The sequence below is a fragment of the Arthrobacter sp. 05T45 genome (assembly GCF_056395875.1).
The window spans coordinates 43810-62103 of record NZ_JBFTKI010000027.1 but is presented as its reverse complement, the minus strand read 5'-3'; the positions used below and the strand labels follow the sequence as shown (position 1 = coordinate 62103).

Below are 18294 nucleotides of genomic sequence, written 5' to 3'. Positions count from 1 at the left end.
TCGCGGGAGAGCACGGCGGGCGGTGACTGCGGGAAGGCGAGGGACCCGGACGGCGGGGGTGTGACGGGCGCAGGGCGGGGGTGGCATCGCGAGTTCGCCGGAAGCGTCCGAGGTCGCCGTATGTTTCCGGCGACCTGGCACGGGTCCGGCGAACTCGAGCAAGGGCCCGCGGCGGGGCGGGGCTGGGCTGCGGTACGGGGCCGGGGTACAGGGCCGCGGCGGCGGTCGCGGCGGAGTCCCGGCAGGGTCGTGAGGGCTGCGCAGGGGCGCGGGAGGCCGGGCCCGTAGAATGGTCGGGTGATGCAATCCCCCCTTCCCGTGCGCGACGGCGTCAACGCGACGCGTCTGCGCCTGCCGGACGAGGGGCCCTGGGAGACCGCGCTGGACTACATGATGCACCGCTGGGGGCACATCGATCCGCAGGGCATCGAGGACCGGTTCGACGCCGGCGAGATCGTCGGCGAGGCAGGGATCGCCCTGGACCGCAGCACGCCGATGCAGGACCACACGTTCATCTGGTACTACCGGACCCTGCCGCCGGAGACCCGGATCCCGGTGGAGCTGAACATCCTGCACCAGGACGATCACCTGCTGGTGGTGGACAAGCCGCACTTCCTGCCCACCACCCCCGGCGGGACGTACATCCAGGAATCGGCCTTGGTCCGGCTCCGGAACCAGCTCGGCCTCCCGGACCTGATTCCCATGCACCGTCTGGACCGCATGACCGCCGGCATCCTGCTGCTCTCCACGAACCCCGAGACCCGGGGCAAATACCAGGTGCTCTTCGAAAAGCGCCAGGTCCAGAAGGAATACGAGTGTGTGTCCGCCGCGGAGCCCGCTCCGGGCCATCCCCCGGTGGACTTCCCTGTGGTGGTGCGGAACCGGATGACCAAGTCCCGCAGCTACCTGCTGGCCGAGGTCGTCGACGGCGAACCCAACGCGGAAACCCGGATCGAGCGTCTGCGCACGTTTGACGCTTCCGGCGCACCCGACGGCGGCGCACCCGACGGCGGCGCACCCGACGTCGACGGCGGCCCGCACCGCCGCGCGCTGTACCGGCTGGAGCCGCACTCCGGGAAGACCCATCAGCTCCGCGTGCACATGGCCTCACTGGGCCTCGGGATCGTCAACGATGCGTTCTACCCGGAACTGCTGGACAAGGCTCCGGACAATTACGCCAAGCCGCTGCAGCTCCTGGCCCGTGGGATCCGCTTCGTGGACCCCATCTCCGGGAGCCCGGTGGAATACCGCAGCAGACTGGAACTCAGCGAGGCACGCTAGCGGCTGGAAGTGCGGTACCTTGTGCCCATGGACTTCGGAAATGCGGACAGCTGGGGCGCCGCGATCTATTTCTGGATCTTCCCCTTCGTGATCGGCGATGCGATTTTCCCGCCCGTCCCCTCGGAAATGCTGGTCATCACCGGCGGCGCGCTGTCAGCGGAGGGCCGCATCAACGGCTTCCTCGTCGTGCTCCTCGCCGCCGCGTCCTCATGGCTTGGTGACCTTCTCGTCTTCCAGCTGTTCAAGCGCCGGCTGAGCCACGTGCTCGACCGCTGGAAATGGGGCCTGGGGTTCCACGCGGCGGTGCATTCGGCGATCGCGAAAGCCGGCCGGTCCTCCACCTACGGCGCGATTATCGGCCTCCGCTTCATCCCCGGCGGGCGGCTGGCCACGACGGCCGCGGCGGGCATCGCCAACGTCTCCACCCGTGGGTTCAGCCTCTGCGCGGCCCTCGGCGGCCTGCTCTGGGCAAGCTGGTCCGTGGCACTGGGCTATTTCATGGGCTCCGCCACCGGGCTGCCCTTCTGGGCGAGCTCCTTGATCGGCGTCGGCGTCGGGCTGCTGGTCGGAGCGGTCGTGGGCGTGATCGTGACGCGGCGCCGGGGCAACCCCTCCCCCGTGGAGTCCGCCGTGGTCGACCCGGACGAGGAACTGGACTTTTAGACGGGCGCCCAGCGGCCGCGGCTGCGGCGCAGCACGGTCAGCGCGCCGGTGAGCGCAACGCGTTCGACGGCGTCGCGCATCATGGCTGCCGACTCCAGCGCCTGGCTGTTTTCGGCGCTGTAGGCGGTGGCCTCGACCAGGAAGCGCAGGTTCAGCTGCGGTACGCCGCCGGCGAGCTCAAGCTGGTGCGATTCGACGTGGTGCCGCGTCCCAAGCGCCTCGATGGCCGCGGCCATGACCGCTTCAGGAGCGGTGCCCGGCTTGAGCCCGGTGATCTTCAGTCTGGTCTGGAACGACGGCATGGAACAACCCTAGCCGCGCCGCCACGCTCCCTCACCTTCCGCACCCAAAACCCCAACGCTCCCTCACCGGGAGAGGGAGCGTCCGGGGAAGAACCGCAGGATCTGAGGGAGCGTCTGGGCCGAGGTGCAGGCTACCCGGTGTTGCGCAGCCCGGCAGCGACTCCGTTGACCGTGATCAGCATGGCCCGCTGGAGCCGTTCGTCGATCTCGGCCCCGGTCATGCCCGCCGCGGCCTCGGCCCGGACGCGGCGCAGCAGTTCCACCTGCAGGTAGCTGATGGGGTCGAGGTACTGGTCCCGGATCTCGAGGGAGCGCTTCAGGGTGGGCTGGGCATCGAGGATCACGTGCTCGCCGGTGAGGTTCTGGATCTCCTCGACCGTGAGATCATATTCGGCCCGGATGGCACGGAACAGGTGGTGCAGTTCCGCCGGCACCAGGGTGGAGACGTAGTAGCCGGCAATGTCCATGTCCGTCTTCGCCAGGGTCATCTCAACATTGGAGAGCACCGAGCGGAAGAAGTGCCAGCCCTCGATCATCTCCTTGAGCTGGGCCGAGTTACCGGCCTCGCGCGCGGCTTTGAGGCCGGAGCCCACGCCGAACCAGCCCGGAACGATCTGCCGCGACTGTGTCCAGCCGAACACCCATGGGATGGCGCGGAGCCCTTCGAGCCCGGCGCCGGAGTCGGGGCGCTTGGACGGACGCGACCCGATGTTGAGGGAACCCAACTGCTCCACCGGGGTGGAAGCCATGAAGTAGGCGGGCAGATCCGGGTCATCAATCAGCGTGCGGTAGCGCGCAAACGCGGCGTCGGAGACGGTTTCCATGACGTGGCCGTAGCGCACGCGCTGGTCCTCCGAGGTGCGCGGGGTGCGGTGCAGCGCCGAGCCCTGCAGTACCGCGGCCAGGGAGAGTTCGAGGTTTTCTCGGGCCAGCTCCGGCAGGGAGTACTTGTCCGAGATGACCTCGCCCTGCTCGGTGAACTTGATCTCGCCCTCGAGCACGCCGTTGGGCTGGGCCATGATGGCATCATAGGTCGGCCCGCCGCCGCGGCCCACCGAGCCGCCGCGGCCGTGGAAAAGGCGCACGCGGACGCCGTGCTTGGCGGCCACGTCGCGGAGCTTGCGCTGGGTCTTGTAGATTTCCCACTGGCTCGTCATGACGCCGGATTCCTTGTTGGAGTCCGAGTAGCCGAGCATGATTTCCTGCACGTCGCCGCGGAGCCGGACGAGTTCGCGGTAGGAGGCATCGGAGAGCAGCCGGTCCACGATCTCGGCCGAGGCGCGGAGTTCGTCGACTGTCTCCAGCAGCGGCGCGAAGCCGATCTTGGCGTAGGGCGCCTCGCCGAACAGGCTGACCAGGCCGGCCTCGCGGGCCAGCACGGCCGCGGCCAGGACGTCGTCCGCGCCGCGGGTCATGGAGATGATGTAGGTCTCGATCACGTCGGGGCCGTAGGTGCGCAGGGCCCGCCGGATCTCCCGGAAGACGTCGTATGTGCCGTCGGCGACGCCGTCGAGCTTGATCGGGTGGCCGGAGAGCGGACGCCGGGACGCAAGTTCGGAGCCCAGCACCTCGAGCCGCTCGGCGCGGCTGAGTTCCGCGTACCGGACACCGGGCCCGCCAAGGCGGTCCATGAGCTGCCCGACGGCGTCGTGGTGGTGGTCTGCGTGCTCGCGGATGTCGAGGGTGGCCAGGTGCAGGCCGAAGGAGGCGATGGCGCGCCGGACCCGGGACAGGGCGCCGTCGGCGGCGAGGGCCGCGTGGTGGTTCCGCAGCGACCGTTCGAGCAGGCCGAGCTCGGCGAGGAGCTCCGCGGTGGCGGTGTAGTCGCGGCCGGGCTCGTGCGCGGATCCGGCCGCGACCCGGCGGCCGGTGTTGATCAGCTTGGCCTTGATGCAGGTGAGTTTGAGCCGGTAGGGCTCCTGAGCGTTCAGCTCGAGGACGCGGCGGTCCAGGCCAGGCAGGTTCCCCAGGTCGACGTCGATCGAGTCCAGGAGCTCCTGGTCCGCCCCGGCCAGCGCGGTCGAGTTGGACAGGATGGAGATGAGCCCGTCGATCAGGCCGATGCTGATCCGCACGGCGTGCTGGTTCTGGATCTGGAGTATTTCGCGGGTGACGGCGGCCGTGACGTTGGGGTTGCCGTCGCGGTCCCCGCCGATCCAGGAGCCGAAGCGGATCGGGGCCTTCTGCGGCGGCAGCGTGACGCCGTGCTCGGCAAGCAGCTCGGAGAGGTCCGAGAGCATTTCCGGCATGGCGTCGCTGAGGATGCCGGTGAGGTAATAGATGGCGTTCCGGGCCTCGTCCACGGGGGTGGGGCGGACCTGGCGGAGCTCGTCCGTCTGCCACATCTGGTCGATCACTTCGGACAGGTGGCGGTCCTGGCGGCGGCGCGCGGAGGTGCCGTCCGCCGTGGATTCGGACAGGATGTCCGAGAGCCGGCGGATTTTGTCCAGCACGGAGCGGCGGGAGGCCTCGGTGGGGTGTGCGGTGAAGATGGGGCGGACGTCGAGTTCGTTGACGACTTCCTGCAGCACGGAGTTGCCGGCCTGGTCCGCGATCTCCTCCACGGCTTTGGCGAGCCAGCCGTCCTTCTCCTGCCGGGTGCGCAGCCCGCGGACCCGGTGGACCTGCTCGGCGGCGTTGGCCAGGTGGAAGTAGAACGCGAAGGCGCGGACCAGGTCGGTGGCCTGCTCCAGCGGCAGGGAACCGAGCAGTTCGCGGACCTGGGCGACGACGTCGTACGAGCTCCACGGCCCGGTAGCGTCGGCGCCGCCGCGGGCGGCTTCCTTGGATTCCTTGGTCAGCAGGCGCACCTGCTCCACCAGGTCCAGGAGCTCGGGGCCGTGCTGGCGGACCAGGGATTCGCCGAGGAGGGTGGAGACCCGGCGGACATCAGCCCGGAGTTCGGCGGCAAGATCGGTGTCAGAATGCATTGCAGTGTCAGCCATGGAAACTATCTTTCGAGGGGTCGACTTGGCTCGTACACTGCGCTGGATACTGTGAGCCCGATTACTTCTTCCCATGGGATGTTACCCGCAGGCACTCCCTGCTGGAATTCCGTCTCAGATAGTGTCAGGCCCCGCCGCGCCGCCCCGACGTCCCTCCCCCGAGACCCCAACCAGTTCGCAGCAGGGCCGTTCTGAGCGCCCGGAACGGCCCCTGCTGCGGGCTTGGCGGGTGAGGGGGTTAGCGCGCGATCTTGAAGTTGAACTCGCCGGTTCCCAGCGCGCCCCAGATCCGCAGCCAGATCGGCAGGATCATTTCCGCCCCGCGGGCACTCGTGATGTCGCCGAGATCGATCACGTCGCGGTGGCCGAAGCCCTTGAGGAGTTCCGTCACGGCCGCCTTGGCGCCGGCGTCATCCCCGGAGACGAACACCGTGTGGTCACCGCCGGCCACCCGGGCCGGATCGACCATCACGGACGCGGTCATGGTGTTCAGCGTCTTCACCACCTTGGCCTCCGGGAAGGACCGCTGGATCTCTTCGCCGAGGCTGTCCGTGTTCACCGGGTTCAGCGACGGCGGCATGCCCTGCGAGAAGTCCAGCGGGTTGGCGATGTCCATGATGATCTTGCCGGCGAGGTTCGGGGTCCCCGCTGCGGCCAGCGCGGCCAGCGAGCCGGCACCGTTGGTGGCATTGACGATCAGCTCGGCGCCGGATGCCGCGTCAGCAAAGGCGGCGACGTCGACCACGGCGTTTGCGGCGTGCCACTCGGCGAACGGCGCGGTGCCCATCATGTCCGGCTCGGTCCGGGCGAGCGTCGCCTGCGGGTCGCGGGTGCCGATCACGACGTCATGCCCCAGCCCTGCCAGTGCGCCGGCAATCGTGCGCCCCACCATGCCGGTTCCCAGTACTGCAATCTTCATGGCGTCCTCATTCTGAAGTCGTGGAGTAGACAGGTTCGTCTATGTGTTGGCATGACGCTATCAGACAGACCTGTCTACGGCAATAAGCGCATGCCGACGCCCCGTCCACCCCGTTTCAGCTGACAAAGTTTGAAATCTGTCAGCTGATTGTTGTATGGTCATCGCATGACAACTTCTACTCTCGGCACCCCCCGCACCCTGGGCTCCACCGGCCCCAGCACCGCCGCCATCGGCCTCGGCCTGATGGGAATGTCCGATCTTTACGGCCCCGCCGACGACGCCGAGAGCGTCGCCACGATCCAGGCCGCCCTCGACGCCGGCGTGACCCTGCTGGACACCGGCGACTTCTACGGCATGGGCCACAACGAAATGCTGCTGCGCGAGGCGATCCGCGGCCGTCGGCGCGAGAGCGCCCAGATCAGCGTGAAGTTCGGCGTCCTGCGCGATGCCCGGGGCGGATGGAACGGCGTGGACACCCGTCCGGTGGCCATCAAGAACTTCCTGGCCTACACCCTCCGGCGCCTCGGCACCGACTACGTGGACATCTACCGGCCGGCCCGCCTGGATCCGTCCGTTCCGGTGGAAGAGACCGTGGGAGCACTGGCCGAGCTCGTGCAGCAGGGCCTGATCCGCCACATCGGCCTCTCGGAGGTCGGCGCCGACACCCTGCGCCGCGCCAACGCCGTCCACCCGGTCTCGGACCTCCAGATCGAGTACTCCCTCCTCTCCCGTGGCATCGAGCAGGACATCCTGCCGGTGGCCCGGGAGCTGGGCATCGGCATCACGGCATACGGCGTGCTGTCCCGCGGCCTGGTTTCCGGCCACTGGCCGGCCGCCGGAACTGGGAACCGGCGCGACTTCCGGGCCCACCTGCCCCGGTTCTCCGGCGAGAACCTGCAGCGGAACCTCGAGCTCGTCGAACGGCTCCGCGAAATCGCGGACCGCAAGGGCGCGACCGTCGCCCAGCTCGCCATCGCCTGGGTCCTCTCCCGCGGCGAGGACATCGTGCCCCTCGTCGGCGCGCGCCGCCGCGAGCGGCTCACCGAATCGCTGGGAGCAGCCGAACTGGTCCTCTCCGGCGCGGACCTCGCGGAGATCGAGGCCGCCGTCCCGGCCGACGCCGCCGCGGGCACCCGCTACGACGCAGGCCAGATGGCCATGCTCGACAGCGAACGCCGGTGACCCCTGCCGCCGTCGTCCTGACGGAAGAGCGCATCCTCGACGCCGCGGAAGACGTGCTGCGGCGCTTTGGGCCGGCCAAGGCCACGGTGGTTGACGTCGCGAAGGCCCTGGGCGTCAGCCACGGCAGCGTGTACCGGCACTTCCCCACAAAGGTGGCGCTGCGGGACGCGGTAGCCCGGCGCTGGCTGGACCGCCTCGCGGAGCCGCTGGATCCCGCCCGCGATACGGACGGCCCTGCCGCGGAACGCCTGCTCCGCTGGCTCGAACGCCTCGCGGCCATCAAGCAGGGCATGGCGCTGAACGATCCGGAGCTGTTTGCCACGTTCGGCCAGCTGACCGCCGAGGCGCGGGAAGTGGTGGCGGCCCACGTTGACCACCTGGCCGCAGCGCTCACCGAGATCATTGCCGACGGCGTCAGCAGCGGCGAATTCGCCGTCCCGGATCCGGTGCCGGCCGGCCGCGCCGTCCTGCACGCCACGGCGCGGTTCCACCACCCGCTGCACGCTTCGGAATGGTCGGACCCCGCCATCGGGGCCGAGCTGCGCGAGGTCTGGCGGCTGCTCGTGCGGGGTCTGGCCGCCCGCCCGTAGCCGCCGGATCAGGCGGGGGCGGGCCGGCGGGACGTCATTGACGAGGTACAACGCGAATGACATTGCGGCGTAGACAGACTTGTCTGTGTACGATTGAGCCATGACCTCGCCAGCAGCCACTGCCGCCCCGGCTGCCCGCACCCCCGCCGGGCATGCCAGGGAGAAGATCCTGGCGACTGCCTTCCGGCTCTTCTACGCGCAGGGTTTCCGGGCCGCCGGCATCGACACCATCATCGCCGAGTCCGGCGTCGCGAAAGCCACGTTCTATAAGTACTTTCCGGCCAAGGACGACCTCATGCTGGCCTACCTGGAGAAGGTGGACAGCGTCTGGACCGGGCAGCTGCACGCCGCCGCCGAGGCCGCCGGCGAGGACCCGGCCGCGCAGCTCGTGGGCCTGTTCGATGCCCTGACAGCCGCCTGCCGGCGCGACGGCTACCGCGGCTGCGCCTTCATCAATGCGGCCGCCGAGTCGGCCGCCGGCACCCGGGTCCACGACCGGACCGTGGCCCACAAGCGGCAGATCCGCGCCTGGATCCGGGACCTCGCCGCGCGCGCGGGCGCCCGGGACCCGGACCAGCTCGCCCGCAGCCTGACACTGGTACTCGACGGCGGCCTGGCAAGCGGGGTGCTCGACGGCGACCCGGCCGCGGCCGCCGCAGCCGGAACTACTGCCGCCCAGCTCGTTGCGGCCAGCCTCAACACCCCACCCGCCACCAGCTGAAACCCCTTGGAGGTGCCCATGACCGCCCCTGAACCCGGGACTGGCTCGAAGCCCACGCCTGATGCAGTGCAGAACCCGCAGCTGGCCCGCTGGCAACGCTTCCGGAACAGCCGCAACACGGCCCTCGCCAGCGAGCACGGCTGGCTCACGCTGACCTCCTTCCAGTGGCTGGAAGGCGAGCCGGCCGCCGTCGAGCTCGCCCCCGGCCTCTGGTCCACGGACGGCACCGCGGCGTTCCTCACGGCCGCCGCGTCCGACGGCCTGACCCTCGTCGAAACCGGCGAACCCGTGGACGGGACCATCAGCGCCGTGCTCGCCGACGAGGAATCACTGATGTGGGTCCGGTACGGCGGCGACGACGGCCGCCAGGTGGTGGTGGAGCTCGCCATGCGGGCGGACAAGTACGCCATCCGCACCCGCGACTCCCAGTCGCCGGTGTTCACGGAGTTCGATGGCGTGCCCACCTTCGGCTTCCGCCCGGACCTGGTCATCGAGGCCCGGTTCGTGCCCTACCCCGAGCCTGTGGATGTCCCGATCGGCACGGCCAACCCGCTCGTGGACGGGGTCCACCGCTCGGTCGGCGAGCTGGTCTTCCGGCTTCCCGGCGCGGACCACGAGATCCACCTGCAGGCCGAGGAGGAGAAGCTCGGTGCCCTGACGGTGACGTTCCACGACGAGACCAATGGGGAAAGTACGGACGAGTGGCGGAAGGTGTCCACCGCGAAACCCCGCCCGGACAATACCGTCGTCCTGGACTTCAACCGGGCCATCAACTACCCCAGCGCCTTCACCCCGTACGGCACCTGCCCCATGCCGGTGCGGAACAACAGCCTTGATGTGAAGATTGAGGCCGGCGAGAAGGAACCCGGCCTCTTCTAAACGGGTCTAAACGGTCTAAACGGTCAAAGCCGTCTTCTAGACGATCGCGGACACCCCGGTGACGGCGCGGCCCGTGATCAGGGTGTTGATCTCGAACGAGCCCTCGTAGGTGTAGATCGCCTCGGCGTCGGAGAAGATCTTGGCCATCCGGTAGTCGGTGACGATCCCGTTGCCGCCCAGCAGGGACCGGCCCATCGCGACGGTTTCGCGCATCCGGGCGCTGACATAGGACTTGGCGAGGGCCACCTGCGGCATGTCCGCGGCGCCGGCGTCCTGCAGCTGGGCGATCCGGACCATCATGCCCATGCTGGCCACGGCGTTGCCGAGCATGGTGACCAGCTGCTGCTGGACCAGCTGGAACTTTGCCAGCGGGCGGCCGAACTGCTGGCGTTCGACGGCGTACTGCCGGGCGACGTCGAACGCCGCGAGCTGCTGCCCCACACCTTGCCAGGCCACCATGATCCGGGAACCGCGCAGGAGCTCGTTGGTGTCCTCGAAGCTGCTGATCCCGGCGAAGCGGTCCGTTTCGGCCACCCGGACGTCGGTGAAGACGATGTCCGCGTTCTGCACCGTGCGCAGGGCAATCTTGTTCTCGATCCGGCTCCGGCTCACGCCCGGCAAGGTGGCGTCGACGATGAAGCCGCGGATGCCGCCGTCGGCCTCGTCCCGGGCCCAGACCAGCATGTAGTCGCAAAACGTGCCGTTGCCGATCCAGCGCTTGGCGCCGTTGAGCACCCAGATGTCGCCGCCGCCGGCCGCGCCGCCGGGGACCCGGCGGGCCCGGGTTTCCATGCCACCGGCAACGTCCGAGCCGTGGTCCGGTTCGGTGAGGGCAAAGGCACCGGTGGTGCGCAGGCTTGCCGCGTCCTCAAGCAGGCGCGCCTTCTGCTCCTCGGAGCCGAAGCCGTAGAGAGACTCCACGAAGAGGTCATGGTGGACCAGGAAGAAGGTGGCGAGCGAGGTGTCCACCCGGGTCATCTCGGCGATGACGATCCCGGCGAACAGGTTGCTGTAGCCGCGCTGGGCCGGGGCACTGAGCTCCAAGGCGGCCAGCTTGGGCAGGATGTGGGCCGGGAATTCGGCCTTGTTCCACCAGTCCGTGGCGAACGGGGCAACCTCGGCGGCCAGGAACTCGCGCAGCTGTGCCAGCTTGGCCCGCTCCGCCGTGCTGAGCAGGGCTTCGTAGTCGAAGAAGTCCGCCGTGGGCAGCCCCGCCACAGACGGTGCGGCCACTGTCGGTGCGGCCAGGGCCGCCGTGGCGGCCGGCCCTGCCGCGGTCACTTCGGCAGCGGCCATCTCAGACCCGGTCATTTCGGGCCCATGCGGATGGCACCGTCGAGGCGGATTGTCTCGCCGTTGAGCATGGCGTTCTCCACAATGTGCGCGGCGAGGTTCGCGTATTCGGCCGGCCGGCCCAGCCGCGACGGGTGCGGCACCTGCTGGCCCAGGGAGTCCTGCGCCTCCTGGGGCAGGCCGGCCATCATGGGAGTCTCGAAGATGCCCGGCGCGATGGTGACCACCCGGATCAGCGAGCGCGCGAGTTCGCGGGCAATCGGCAGCGTCATGGCGGCGACGGCACCCTTGGAGGCGGCGTAGGCGGGCTGGCCGATCTGCCCGTCGAACGCGGCAACGGAGGCGGTGTTGATGATGACGCCACGTTCGGGGCCGCCGAGTTCCGTGGCGGCGGGCTCGGTGGCTGCCATGGCGGCCGCGGCGAGGCGGATCACGTTGAAGGTGCCCACGAGGTTGATCTGGATGACGCGGTTGAAGGCCTCCAGCGGGAGGACGCCGCCGCGGCCCAGGACCTTGCCGGGGGTGGCGATCCCCGCGCAGTTGACCACGATGCGCAGCGGGCCCAATGCTGAGGCGGCGTCGACGGCGGCCTGCACCTGCGCCTCGTCCGTGACGTCGGCCGGGACAAAGACGGCCCTGCGGCCGCCTCCGGCAGCAGCTTCTCCAGCGCCGGCAGCGGCGGATGCGGTCAGTTCGTCGGCAAAGGCGTCCCCGGCGGAACCCGGCAGGTCCACGAGGACCACCGACGCGCCGGCGTCGAACAGGCGCCTGGCCGTGGCCGCTCCGAGACCGGAGGCCCCGCCCGTGATCAGCGCGACAGTACCCTTGATGTCCATCCATCCTCCTTGATGTGGAACCGAACCCCGGCGGCGAAGCCTCGACGCGGGCGGCGCCCGCAGAGGCGGCCCGCGGGGAACATTAGTTAGTGAATGTTAACTGGAATGCGGCCAATGCGCACCTTTGGGCCGCACACGCCGAGGGCGCAGTCACAGTCGCGGGCCGGACGGGCTCCCGCGATTACGCTTGAGCCATGACCCGAGCCGACGCCTCCGCCCCCAACTGGTCCTTCCGTGCGGACGAGGCCGCCCGCTCAGTGACCAGACTCTTCGGGCAGCGGCTCTTTTTCCTCCCCGGCACCCACATCGCCGCGATCCTCCGGCCCTCGGGCCGGCTGAAGAACCTGTCCCGGCCCTGGCACTACTGGTGGCAGGCACACTACCTGGACTGCCTCGTGGACGCCGGCCGCCGGGAACTGGGGTCCCCCGGGCATCCGGGCGCCAAGTTCGACGGCGAGAACCGGCCCAGCGCCGGCCGGCTCGCCTCCCGGCTCGTCACAGGCATCCGGCTGCGCAATTTCCTCACGGTGGTCAACAACTACTACGACGACATGGCCTGGCTGGCCCTTGCCACGCTCCGGCTGGACAAGCTCGCCGAGGACACCCGCAAACACACCGGCCGGGAGCGCAACGCCAAGGTCCTGCAAAGCCTGACCCTGCAGTTCGACTCCGCTTCCACGGACGACCTCGGCGGCGGTACATTCTGGAGCACGAAGCGCGACTTCAAGAACACCCCCGCCACCGCACCCGTGGCCCTCTACTACGCGCGGACCGGCAACCGGACCAAGGCGCAGTCCCTGCTGGACTGGCTGGACGCCAGGCTCTACGAGCCCGGACAGGGCCTGTACCGCGACGGCCTCCGGATTTCGGGAACGGGCGAGGCGGTGCTGGAAGAGACCATCTACACCTACAACCAGGGGCCCGTCCTCGGCGCCCTGCTGGAACTCGGGGGCGAGCCCAACCTCGGGCGTGCGGCCGCACTGGTGGACGCCGTGGCGGCCAACCTCACGCAGCCGGCCCCGCTGCTGGGCCGCACCGCCGCGGTGCTGCGCTGCGAGGGAACGGGCGACGGCGGGCTCTTCACGGGGATCCTCGTCCGCTACCTGGCCCTCGCCGCCGTCGACGAACGCCTCCCAGCCGAAACCCGGGCCACGGCGGCGGCACTCGTGAACGATACGGCGGAGGCCCTCTGGGAGGGCCGCCGGATCCTCCCTCCGAACGACCGCCTCGCGCGCCGCGGCAGCCATCTGGTCTTCTCCGACCGCACCGACGCGCCGGCACGCCGCAGCTACCCGGAAGGCGCCGCCGTCGAGCTCTCCACGCAGCTGCAGGCCTGGATGGTGCTGGAGGCGGCCGCCTCGATCGCGCAGGCGCCCGCCCGATAACCCGGCGACAATTACGTCACGCAATAGTATCGTAATTGATGTGATCCTCATCACTTAAACCAGCCTCAGGTTGGTCGCTTAGGTTTGGCTAACCTACAGTCTTTCTTAGTGAGCATGCCCTAACTTCCCCGCTCACGGGGGGCAGGGCACTACGACGACTTCCTTGTAGAAAGTAGCCCCATGAAGATCCGCACCAACGCGCTGGCGGGCATCGCCCTGGCCGCCACTGCCGCCCTGGGCCTGGCCGCCTGCGGCTCCGGTTCCTCCTCCACGGCCGGCAGCAGCGCTGCCGCCAACGGCTCCGCCGCCGGCGAGATCACGGTCTATAACGCCCAGCACGAATCCCTGACCAAAGAGTGGATCGACGCCTTCACCGCCGAGACCGGCATCAAGGTGACCGTGCGCCAGGGCGACGACACCGAGATGTCCAACCAGATCGTGCAGGAAGGCCAGGCCTCACCGGCGGACGTCTTCCTCACCGAGAACTCCCCCGCCATGGCCCAGGTGGAAAACGCCGGCCTCTTCGCGGATGTGGACAAGGCCACCGTGGACCAGGTCCCCGCCGAATTCCGCCCCTCCACCAACAAGTGGACCGGCATCGCGGCCCGCTCCACCGTGCTGGTCTACGACAAGAACAAGATCAGCGCCGACAAGCTGCCCAAGTCCATGCTGGACCTGGCCAACCCCGAGTGGAAGGGAAAGTGGGCTGCCTCGCCGTCGGGCGCCGACTTCCAGGCGATCGTCTCGGCCCTGCTGGAACTCAAGGGCGAAGCCGCCACTGAGGCCTGGCTCAAGGGCATGAAGGAAAACTCCAAGCCGTACAAGGGCAACAGCACGGCCATGAAGGCCGTCAACGCCGGTGAAGTCGACGCCGCCCTGATCTACCACTATTACTACTACGGCGACCAGGCCAAGACCGGCGAGAACTCCAAGAACGTCACGCCGTTCTACTTCAAGAACCAGGACCCGGGCGCCTTCGTCTCCATCTCCGGCGGCGGCGTGCTGAAGTCTTCCAAGAACGCCGCAGCGGCCCAGTCCTTCCTGAAGTTCATCACCGGCAAGAAGGGCCAGGAAGTGCTCCAGAAGGGCACCTCCTTCGAATACGCTGTCGGCTCGGACGTCCCGTCCAACGACAAGCTGGTTCCGCTCAAGGAGTTGCAGGCCCCCACCGTGGATCCCGCCAAACTCAATTCCGCCAAGGTCACCGAGCTGATGACCCAGGCAGGACTGCTGTAGCCGCAGTGACTAACAAGCTGGCGGTCCCCGGTCCCTCTGGGGATTTGACGACTGACACGACGACGGCGGGCAGGGGTAAACGCCCCCGCCCGCCTTTCGGCGTCTCTGTCGTGTCCATCATCGCGGTCCTCATCGCCCTGTTTTCCCTGGTGCCCCTGGCCTACGTGGTCTTCATGACAGCCTCCACCGGCTGGGACACCGCAATGGCCCTGATCTTCCGCCCGCGCGTGGGCGAACTCCTGCTCAACACGGTGCTGCTGACCGTGGTGACGGTGCCGCTGTGCCTCGTCCTGGGCGTCGGCGGCGCGTGGCTCGTCGAACGCACCAGCCTTGTGGGCCGCAAGTGGTGGGCCGTGCTGCTCGCCGCCCCGCTGGCCATCCCCGCCTTCGTCAACAGCTACGCGTGGGTTTCCGCGGTGCCGTCCCTTGGCGGGCTGTGGTCCGGGGTCCTGATCGCCACCCTGTCCTATTTCCCGCTCGTGTACATCCCGGCCGCCGCGACGCTCAGCCGCCTGGACCCGGCGATCGAACAGTCCGCCGCCTCCCTCGGCCTCGGCGCCTGGCGCGCGTTCTTCCGTGTGGTGCTCCCGCAGCTGCGCATCGCCATGACCGGCGGCGGGCTGCTGGTCGCGCTGCACCTGCTGGCCGAATACGGGGCCTTCGCGATGATCCGCTTCGACACCTTCACCACCGCGATCATGGTCCAGTACCAGTCCACGTTCAACGGCACCGCCGGGAACATGCTGGCCAGCGTGCTGGTGTTCCTCTGCCTGATCCTGCTGCTCGTGGAGGTCCGCAGCCGCGGCAGCGCCCGGTACGCCAGGATCGGCTCCGGGGCCCAGGCACGCGCCTTGCGCCTGCCCCTGCACGCCTACCAGCTCCCCGCCCAGCTGTCCCTGATCGCCCTCACCGGGCTTGCGTTCGGGCTGCCGCTGACGTTCGTGCTGCGCTGGATCGTCGCCGGCGGCCCGGAAATCTGGGCTGCCGAAGAATTCATGCCGGCGCTCCTGCAGACCTTGGCCTACGGCCTCGCGGCGGCCGTCGCCACCACCGTGGTCGCGTTCCCCATGGCTTACCTGGCCGTGCGGCGCCCCGGCTGGTTCAGCAAGTCCCTGGAGCTGTCCAACTACATCACCAGCTCCATGCCCGGGATCGTGGTGGGCCTGGCCTTCGTGACCGTGAGCATCCGGATGGTGCCCAGCATGTACCAGACCTCAGCGCTGCTCATCGCGGCCTACGTGCTGCTGTTCCTCCCCCGGGCCCTCGTGAACATCCGCTCGGGGCTGTCCCAGGCACCGAAGGAACTCGACGAGGCCGCCCAGGTGCTCGGCAAGCCGCCGCTGCTGGCCTTCCTGCGCGTGACGCTGCGGCTCACGGCCCCCGCCGCGGCTGGCGGCGCGGCCCTGGTGTTCCTGGGGATTGTCAACGAGCTCACCGCCACCCTCCTGCTCTCGCCCAACGGGACCCGCACCCTCGCCACCGAGTTCTGGAGCAAGAGCAGCGAGATCGACTACGCTGGCGCCGCCCCCTATGCGCTGCTGATGATCCTGATCTCGGCGCCCATGACCTATCTCCTCTTCCAGCAGTCCAAGAAAGTAGCCGGACAGTGACCGATGTCTACCCGTCGCGTGAGGCCCCCTCGCGCCTCCCCGAGCCGCGGGTCGCGGCTTCCGTGGCCACCAGCACCAACAGCCACCTGGAAATCGACGCCGTCACCAAGAACTTTGGGCCCCAGGCCGTCCTCAAGGGCGTCAACCTCTCCGTCGCCAAGGGCGGAACGACGGCGATCGTGGGACCCTCCGGCTCCGGCAAGACCACGCTCCTTCGCCTGATTGCCGGCTTCGAGCACCCGGACACCGGCAGCATCTCGCTCAACGGAAGCAAGGTGGCCGGGGAGAACGCCTGGGTCCCCGCACACAAGCGGCACGTCGGCTACGTCGCCCAGGACGGCGCCCTGTTCCCGCACCTGACGGTTGGGCAGAACATCTCCTTCGGCCTGGACGCCGCCCAGCTTCCCGGCGGCCGCCGCGGCGTCAAGGCGCGGGTGGGCGAGCTGCTGGAAATGGTCTCACTGGACCCGGCCATGGCCAAGCGCCGCCCGCACCAGCTCTCCGGCGGCCAGCAGCAGCGGGTTGCCCTTGCCCGGGCGCTGGCCCGCAAGCCCGCGCTCATGCTGCTGGACGAGCCCTTCTCCGCCCTGGACGCCGGCCTGCGGGTGGCCACCCGCCGCGCCGTGGCCCAGGTGCTGAAGGACGCCGGCGTCACCACGATCCTCGTCACGCATGACCAGGCCGAGGCGCTGTCCTTCGCCGACCAGGTGGCCGTGATGCGCGGCGGCAAGCTGGCCCAGATCGGCAACCCGTTTGTCGTCTACACGCGCCCGGCTGACCGCGCCACCGCCGAGTTCCTGGGCGACGCCGTGATCCTGGATGCCTGGATGGAAGGCTCCCTGGCCACGTGTTCGCTCGGCGGGATCCCCGTGCGCCGCCCGCCGGCCCAGGGCCGGGTCCAGCTGATGCTGCGGCCCGAGCAGATCCGCATTTCGGAGGACGGCCCCATCCGCGGCACGGTGGTGGACACGGACTACTTCGGCCCCGAAACCACGGTGCGGCTCCAACTCCCCGTCCCGCCGGTCCTTGCCGCCGGCGCCATCCCGGACCACCGCTACCCCGGCGGCGGGGAAATCATCACCATCCGGCACTGGAACGCCTCGATCGCCCGCCCCGGCACGGAGCTGCGGCTTCGCGTCGTGGGCGAGGCCGTCGCCTTTCCGATGGATGAGCAGCCGTAACGGCGAGATTCGGCGTCCTGAAGCCTCTCTGCCCCGAAGTCTCACCCGCGACGGGTGATTCCAGAGTTACTGCATCGGCTGTCCAGGCGATGGGTTGACCGGTGATGCCCCGCGCACGAGAATGCGAACCATGAGTGATCACCGCGGCCTTTCCGGGCCGGCTCCGTTCACCGCCGATGACTTCGCCGAACGGTTGCGGCGAGCAGCCCACGCCGCCCAGGATGCCGGGCTCGACGGCATCCTGGTCACTCCCGGACCGGACCTGCTGTACCTCACCGGTTATGCACCCGTGGCCATCACTGAACGCATCACCATGCTCGTGATTCCCGTCGACGCCGAGCCCGCCATGATCGTTCCGAGGCTCGAGAGGCCCGACGCGGAAGCGGCCGCCGGCGCCTCGAATCTGCGGATCACCGACTGGACCGACGGGAGCGACCCCTACACGGAATCTGCGACGCTGATGGCCGGCACCGGACGTTATGCCGTCTCTGACTCGGCCTGGGCCATGCACCTCCTCGGCCTGCAGGATCGACTGCCCAAGTCGTCCTACGTCTCGATGACGACCGCCCTGCCGATGCTTCGGGCGATCAAGGATGACGACGAGATCGAGCGGCTGGCGGCGGCCGGCGCGGCCGCAGACCAGGCGTATGAGGAGATCGTCACCGTGCGGTTCGCTGGGCGCAGCGAGACCGACGTCGGTTCTGATCTCGCCGACCTGCTTCGCCAGTTCGGTCATTCGCAGGTGGACTTCACCGTCGTCGGTTCGGGTCCGAATGGGGCCAACCCTCACCACGAGATCGGCCCGCGGATCATCGAGGACGGGGACATGGTGGTGCTCGACTTCGGCGGCCTCAAACACGGCTACGGATCAGACACGACGCGGACCGTGCACGTCGGCGAGCCCACCGCCGAGGAGCGCGAGGTTCACGACATCGTCAGACTCGCGCAGCAGGCCGGGTTCGAGGCCGTGCGTCCAGGCGTCGAGTGCCAGGAGATCGATCGCGTGTCCCGGGCGGTGATCACTGAAGCCGGCTACGGCGACTACTTCATTCACCGCGTCGGGCACGGAATCGGGCTGACGACTCACGAGCCGCCGTACATGGTCGAGGGCGAAACCCAGATCCTCCACCCCGGCATGTGCTTCTCGATCGAACCCGGAATCTACCTGCCGGGCAGGTTCGGCGTACGGATCGAGGACATTGTGACGGTCGTTCCCGACGGCGGACGGCGACTCAATCAGACCTCGCACGAGATGAGAATCGTCCACTAGT

The 18294-nt window shown here is 69.0% G+C and carries 16 protein-coding genes; 11 read left to right on the top strand and 5 right to left on the bottom strand.

Translation table 11 applies throughout. The annotated features are described in order from the left end of the window. Window positions 1-300 precede the first annotated feature (300 nt). Window positions 301-1281 carry an RluA family pseudouridine synthase gene (locus AC1DGD_RS19110; RefSeq protein WP_476857867.1) on the top strand — a complete coding sequence of 327 codons (981 nt, stop codon included), beginning with the start codon at window positions 301-303 and terminating at the stop codon, window positions 1279-1281. A gap of 27 nt (window positions 1282-1308) precedes the next feature. Further along, the gene (locus AC1DGD_RS19105) at window positions 1309-1944 is read left to right on the top strand and encodes a DedA family protein (RefSeq protein ID WP_476857864.1); all 636 of its coding nucleotides are present in this window, start codon (window positions 1309-1311) and stop codon (window positions 1942-1944) included. Here AC1DGD_RS19105 and AC1DGD_RS19100 read toward each other — a convergent pair. From AC1DGD_RS19100 to AC1DGD_RS19090, 3 genes are all read right to left on the bottom strand, one after another. Beyond that, a complete protein-coding gene (locus AC1DGD_RS19100) occupies window positions 1941-2246 on the bottom strand; it encodes a hypothetical protein (RefSeq protein ID WP_223914453.1) in 306 nt (101 codons plus the stop codon). The genes AC1DGD_RS19105 and AC1DGD_RS19100 overlap by 4 nt on opposite strands. 131 nt (window positions 2247-2377) lie before the next feature. Continuing rightward, complete coding sequence (gene ppc / locus AC1DGD_RS19095; RefSeq protein ID WP_476857863.1) at window positions 2378-5191, bottom strand: phosphoenolpyruvate carboxylase; 2814 nt, start codon at window positions 5189-5191, stop codon at window positions 2378-2380. 238 nt (window positions 5192-5429) lie between these two features. Next, window positions 5430-6110, bottom strand: coding sequence for an NADPH-dependent F420 reductase (locus AC1DGD_RS19090; RefSeq protein WP_476857862.1), 681 nt, complete (start codon window positions 6108-6110; stop codon window positions 5430-5432). Window positions 6111-6275: 165 nt separating this feature from the next. Here AC1DGD_RS19090 and AC1DGD_RS19085 point away from each other — a divergent pair, with 165 nt between their 5' ends. The 4 genes from AC1DGD_RS19085 (at window position 6276) to AC1DGD_RS19070 (ending at window position 9482) form a co-directional block, all read left to right on the top strand. Continuing rightward, window positions 6276-7292 carry an aldo/keto reductase gene (locus AC1DGD_RS19085; protein WP_476857861.1) on the top strand — a complete coding sequence of 339 codons (1017 nt, stop codon included), beginning with the start codon at window positions 6276-6278 and terminating at the stop codon, window positions 7290-7292. Then, window positions 7289-7882 carry a TetR/AcrR family transcriptional regulator gene (locus AC1DGD_RS19080; RefSeq protein WP_476850574.1) on the top strand — a complete coding sequence of 198 codons (594 nt, stop codon included), beginning with the start codon at window positions 7289-7291 and terminating at the stop codon, window positions 7880-7882. The genes AC1DGD_RS19085 and AC1DGD_RS19080 overlap by 4 nt, the downstream gene beginning before the upstream one ends. 100 nt (window positions 7883-7982) lie before the next feature. Further along, window positions 7983-8603 (top strand): TetR/AcrR family transcriptional regulator, encoded by a 621-nt coding sequence (locus AC1DGD_RS19075; protein ID WP_476857860.1) that lies wholly within the window; start codon window positions 7983-7985, stop codon window positions 8601-8603. Window positions 8604-8621: 18 nt separating this feature from the next. Continuing rightward, on the top strand, window positions 8622-9482 hold the full coding sequence (locus tag AC1DGD_RS19070; RefSeq protein ID WP_476850572.1) for a DUF1684 domain-containing protein: 861 nt from the start codon (window positions 8622-8624) through the stop codon (window positions 9480-9482). 36 nt (window positions 9483-9518) lie between these two features. Here the strand turns inward: AC1DGD_RS19070 and AC1DGD_RS19065 are convergent, their stop codons facing one another. After that, window positions 9519-10700 carry an acyl-CoA dehydrogenase family protein gene (locus AC1DGD_RS19065; RefSeq protein WP_476857866.1) on the bottom strand — a complete coding sequence of 394 codons (1182 nt, stop codon included), beginning with the start codon at window positions 10698-10700 and terminating at the stop codon, window positions 9519-9521. 89 nt (window positions 10701-10789) lie between these two features. Further along, window positions 10790-11611, bottom strand: coding sequence for an SDR family NAD(P)-dependent oxidoreductase (locus AC1DGD_RS19060; protein ID WP_476857859.1), 822 nt, complete (start codon window positions 11609-11611; stop codon window positions 10790-10792). A 194-nt stretch (window positions 11612-11805) separates the two neighbouring features. Here AC1DGD_RS19060 and AC1DGD_RS19055 point away from each other — a divergent pair, with 194 nt between their 5' ends. From AC1DGD_RS19055 to AC1DGD_RS19035, 5 genes are all read left to right on the top strand, one after another. Beyond that, window positions 11806-12996: a glycoside hydrolase family 76 protein gene (locus AC1DGD_RS19055; RefSeq protein WP_476857858.1), complete on the top strand. Its 1191-nt coding sequence runs from the start codon at window positions 11806-11808 to the stop codon at window positions 12994-12996. A gap of 180 nt (window positions 12997-13176) precedes the next feature. Then, complete coding sequence (locus AC1DGD_RS19050) at window positions 13177-14232, top strand: iron ABC transporter substrate-binding protein (RefSeq protein WP_476857857.1); 1056 nt, start codon at window positions 13177-13179, stop codon at window positions 14230-14232. A 110-nt stretch (window positions 14233-14342) separates the two neighbouring features. Next, the gene (locus tag AC1DGD_RS19045) at window positions 14343-15842 is read left to right on the top strand and encodes an ABC transporter permease (protein ID WP_043436715.1); all 1500 of its coding nucleotides are present in this window, start codon (window positions 14343-14345) and stop codon (window positions 15840-15842) included. Next, a complete protein-coding gene (locus AC1DGD_RS19040) occupies window positions 15839-17023 on the top strand; it encodes an ABC transporter ATP-binding protein (protein WP_476857856.1) in 1185 nt (394 codons plus the stop codon). Before AC1DGD_RS19045 ends, AC1DGD_RS19040 begins: the two co-directional genes overlap by 4 nt. Before the next feature lie 130 nt (window positions 17024-17153). Continuing rightward, on the top strand, window positions 17154-18293 hold the full coding sequence (locus AC1DGD_RS19035; protein ID WP_476857855.1) for an aminopeptidase P family protein: 1140 nt from the start codon (window positions 17154-17156) through the stop codon (window positions 18291-18293). The last annotated feature ends 1 nt before the right edge of the window (window position 18294 follow it).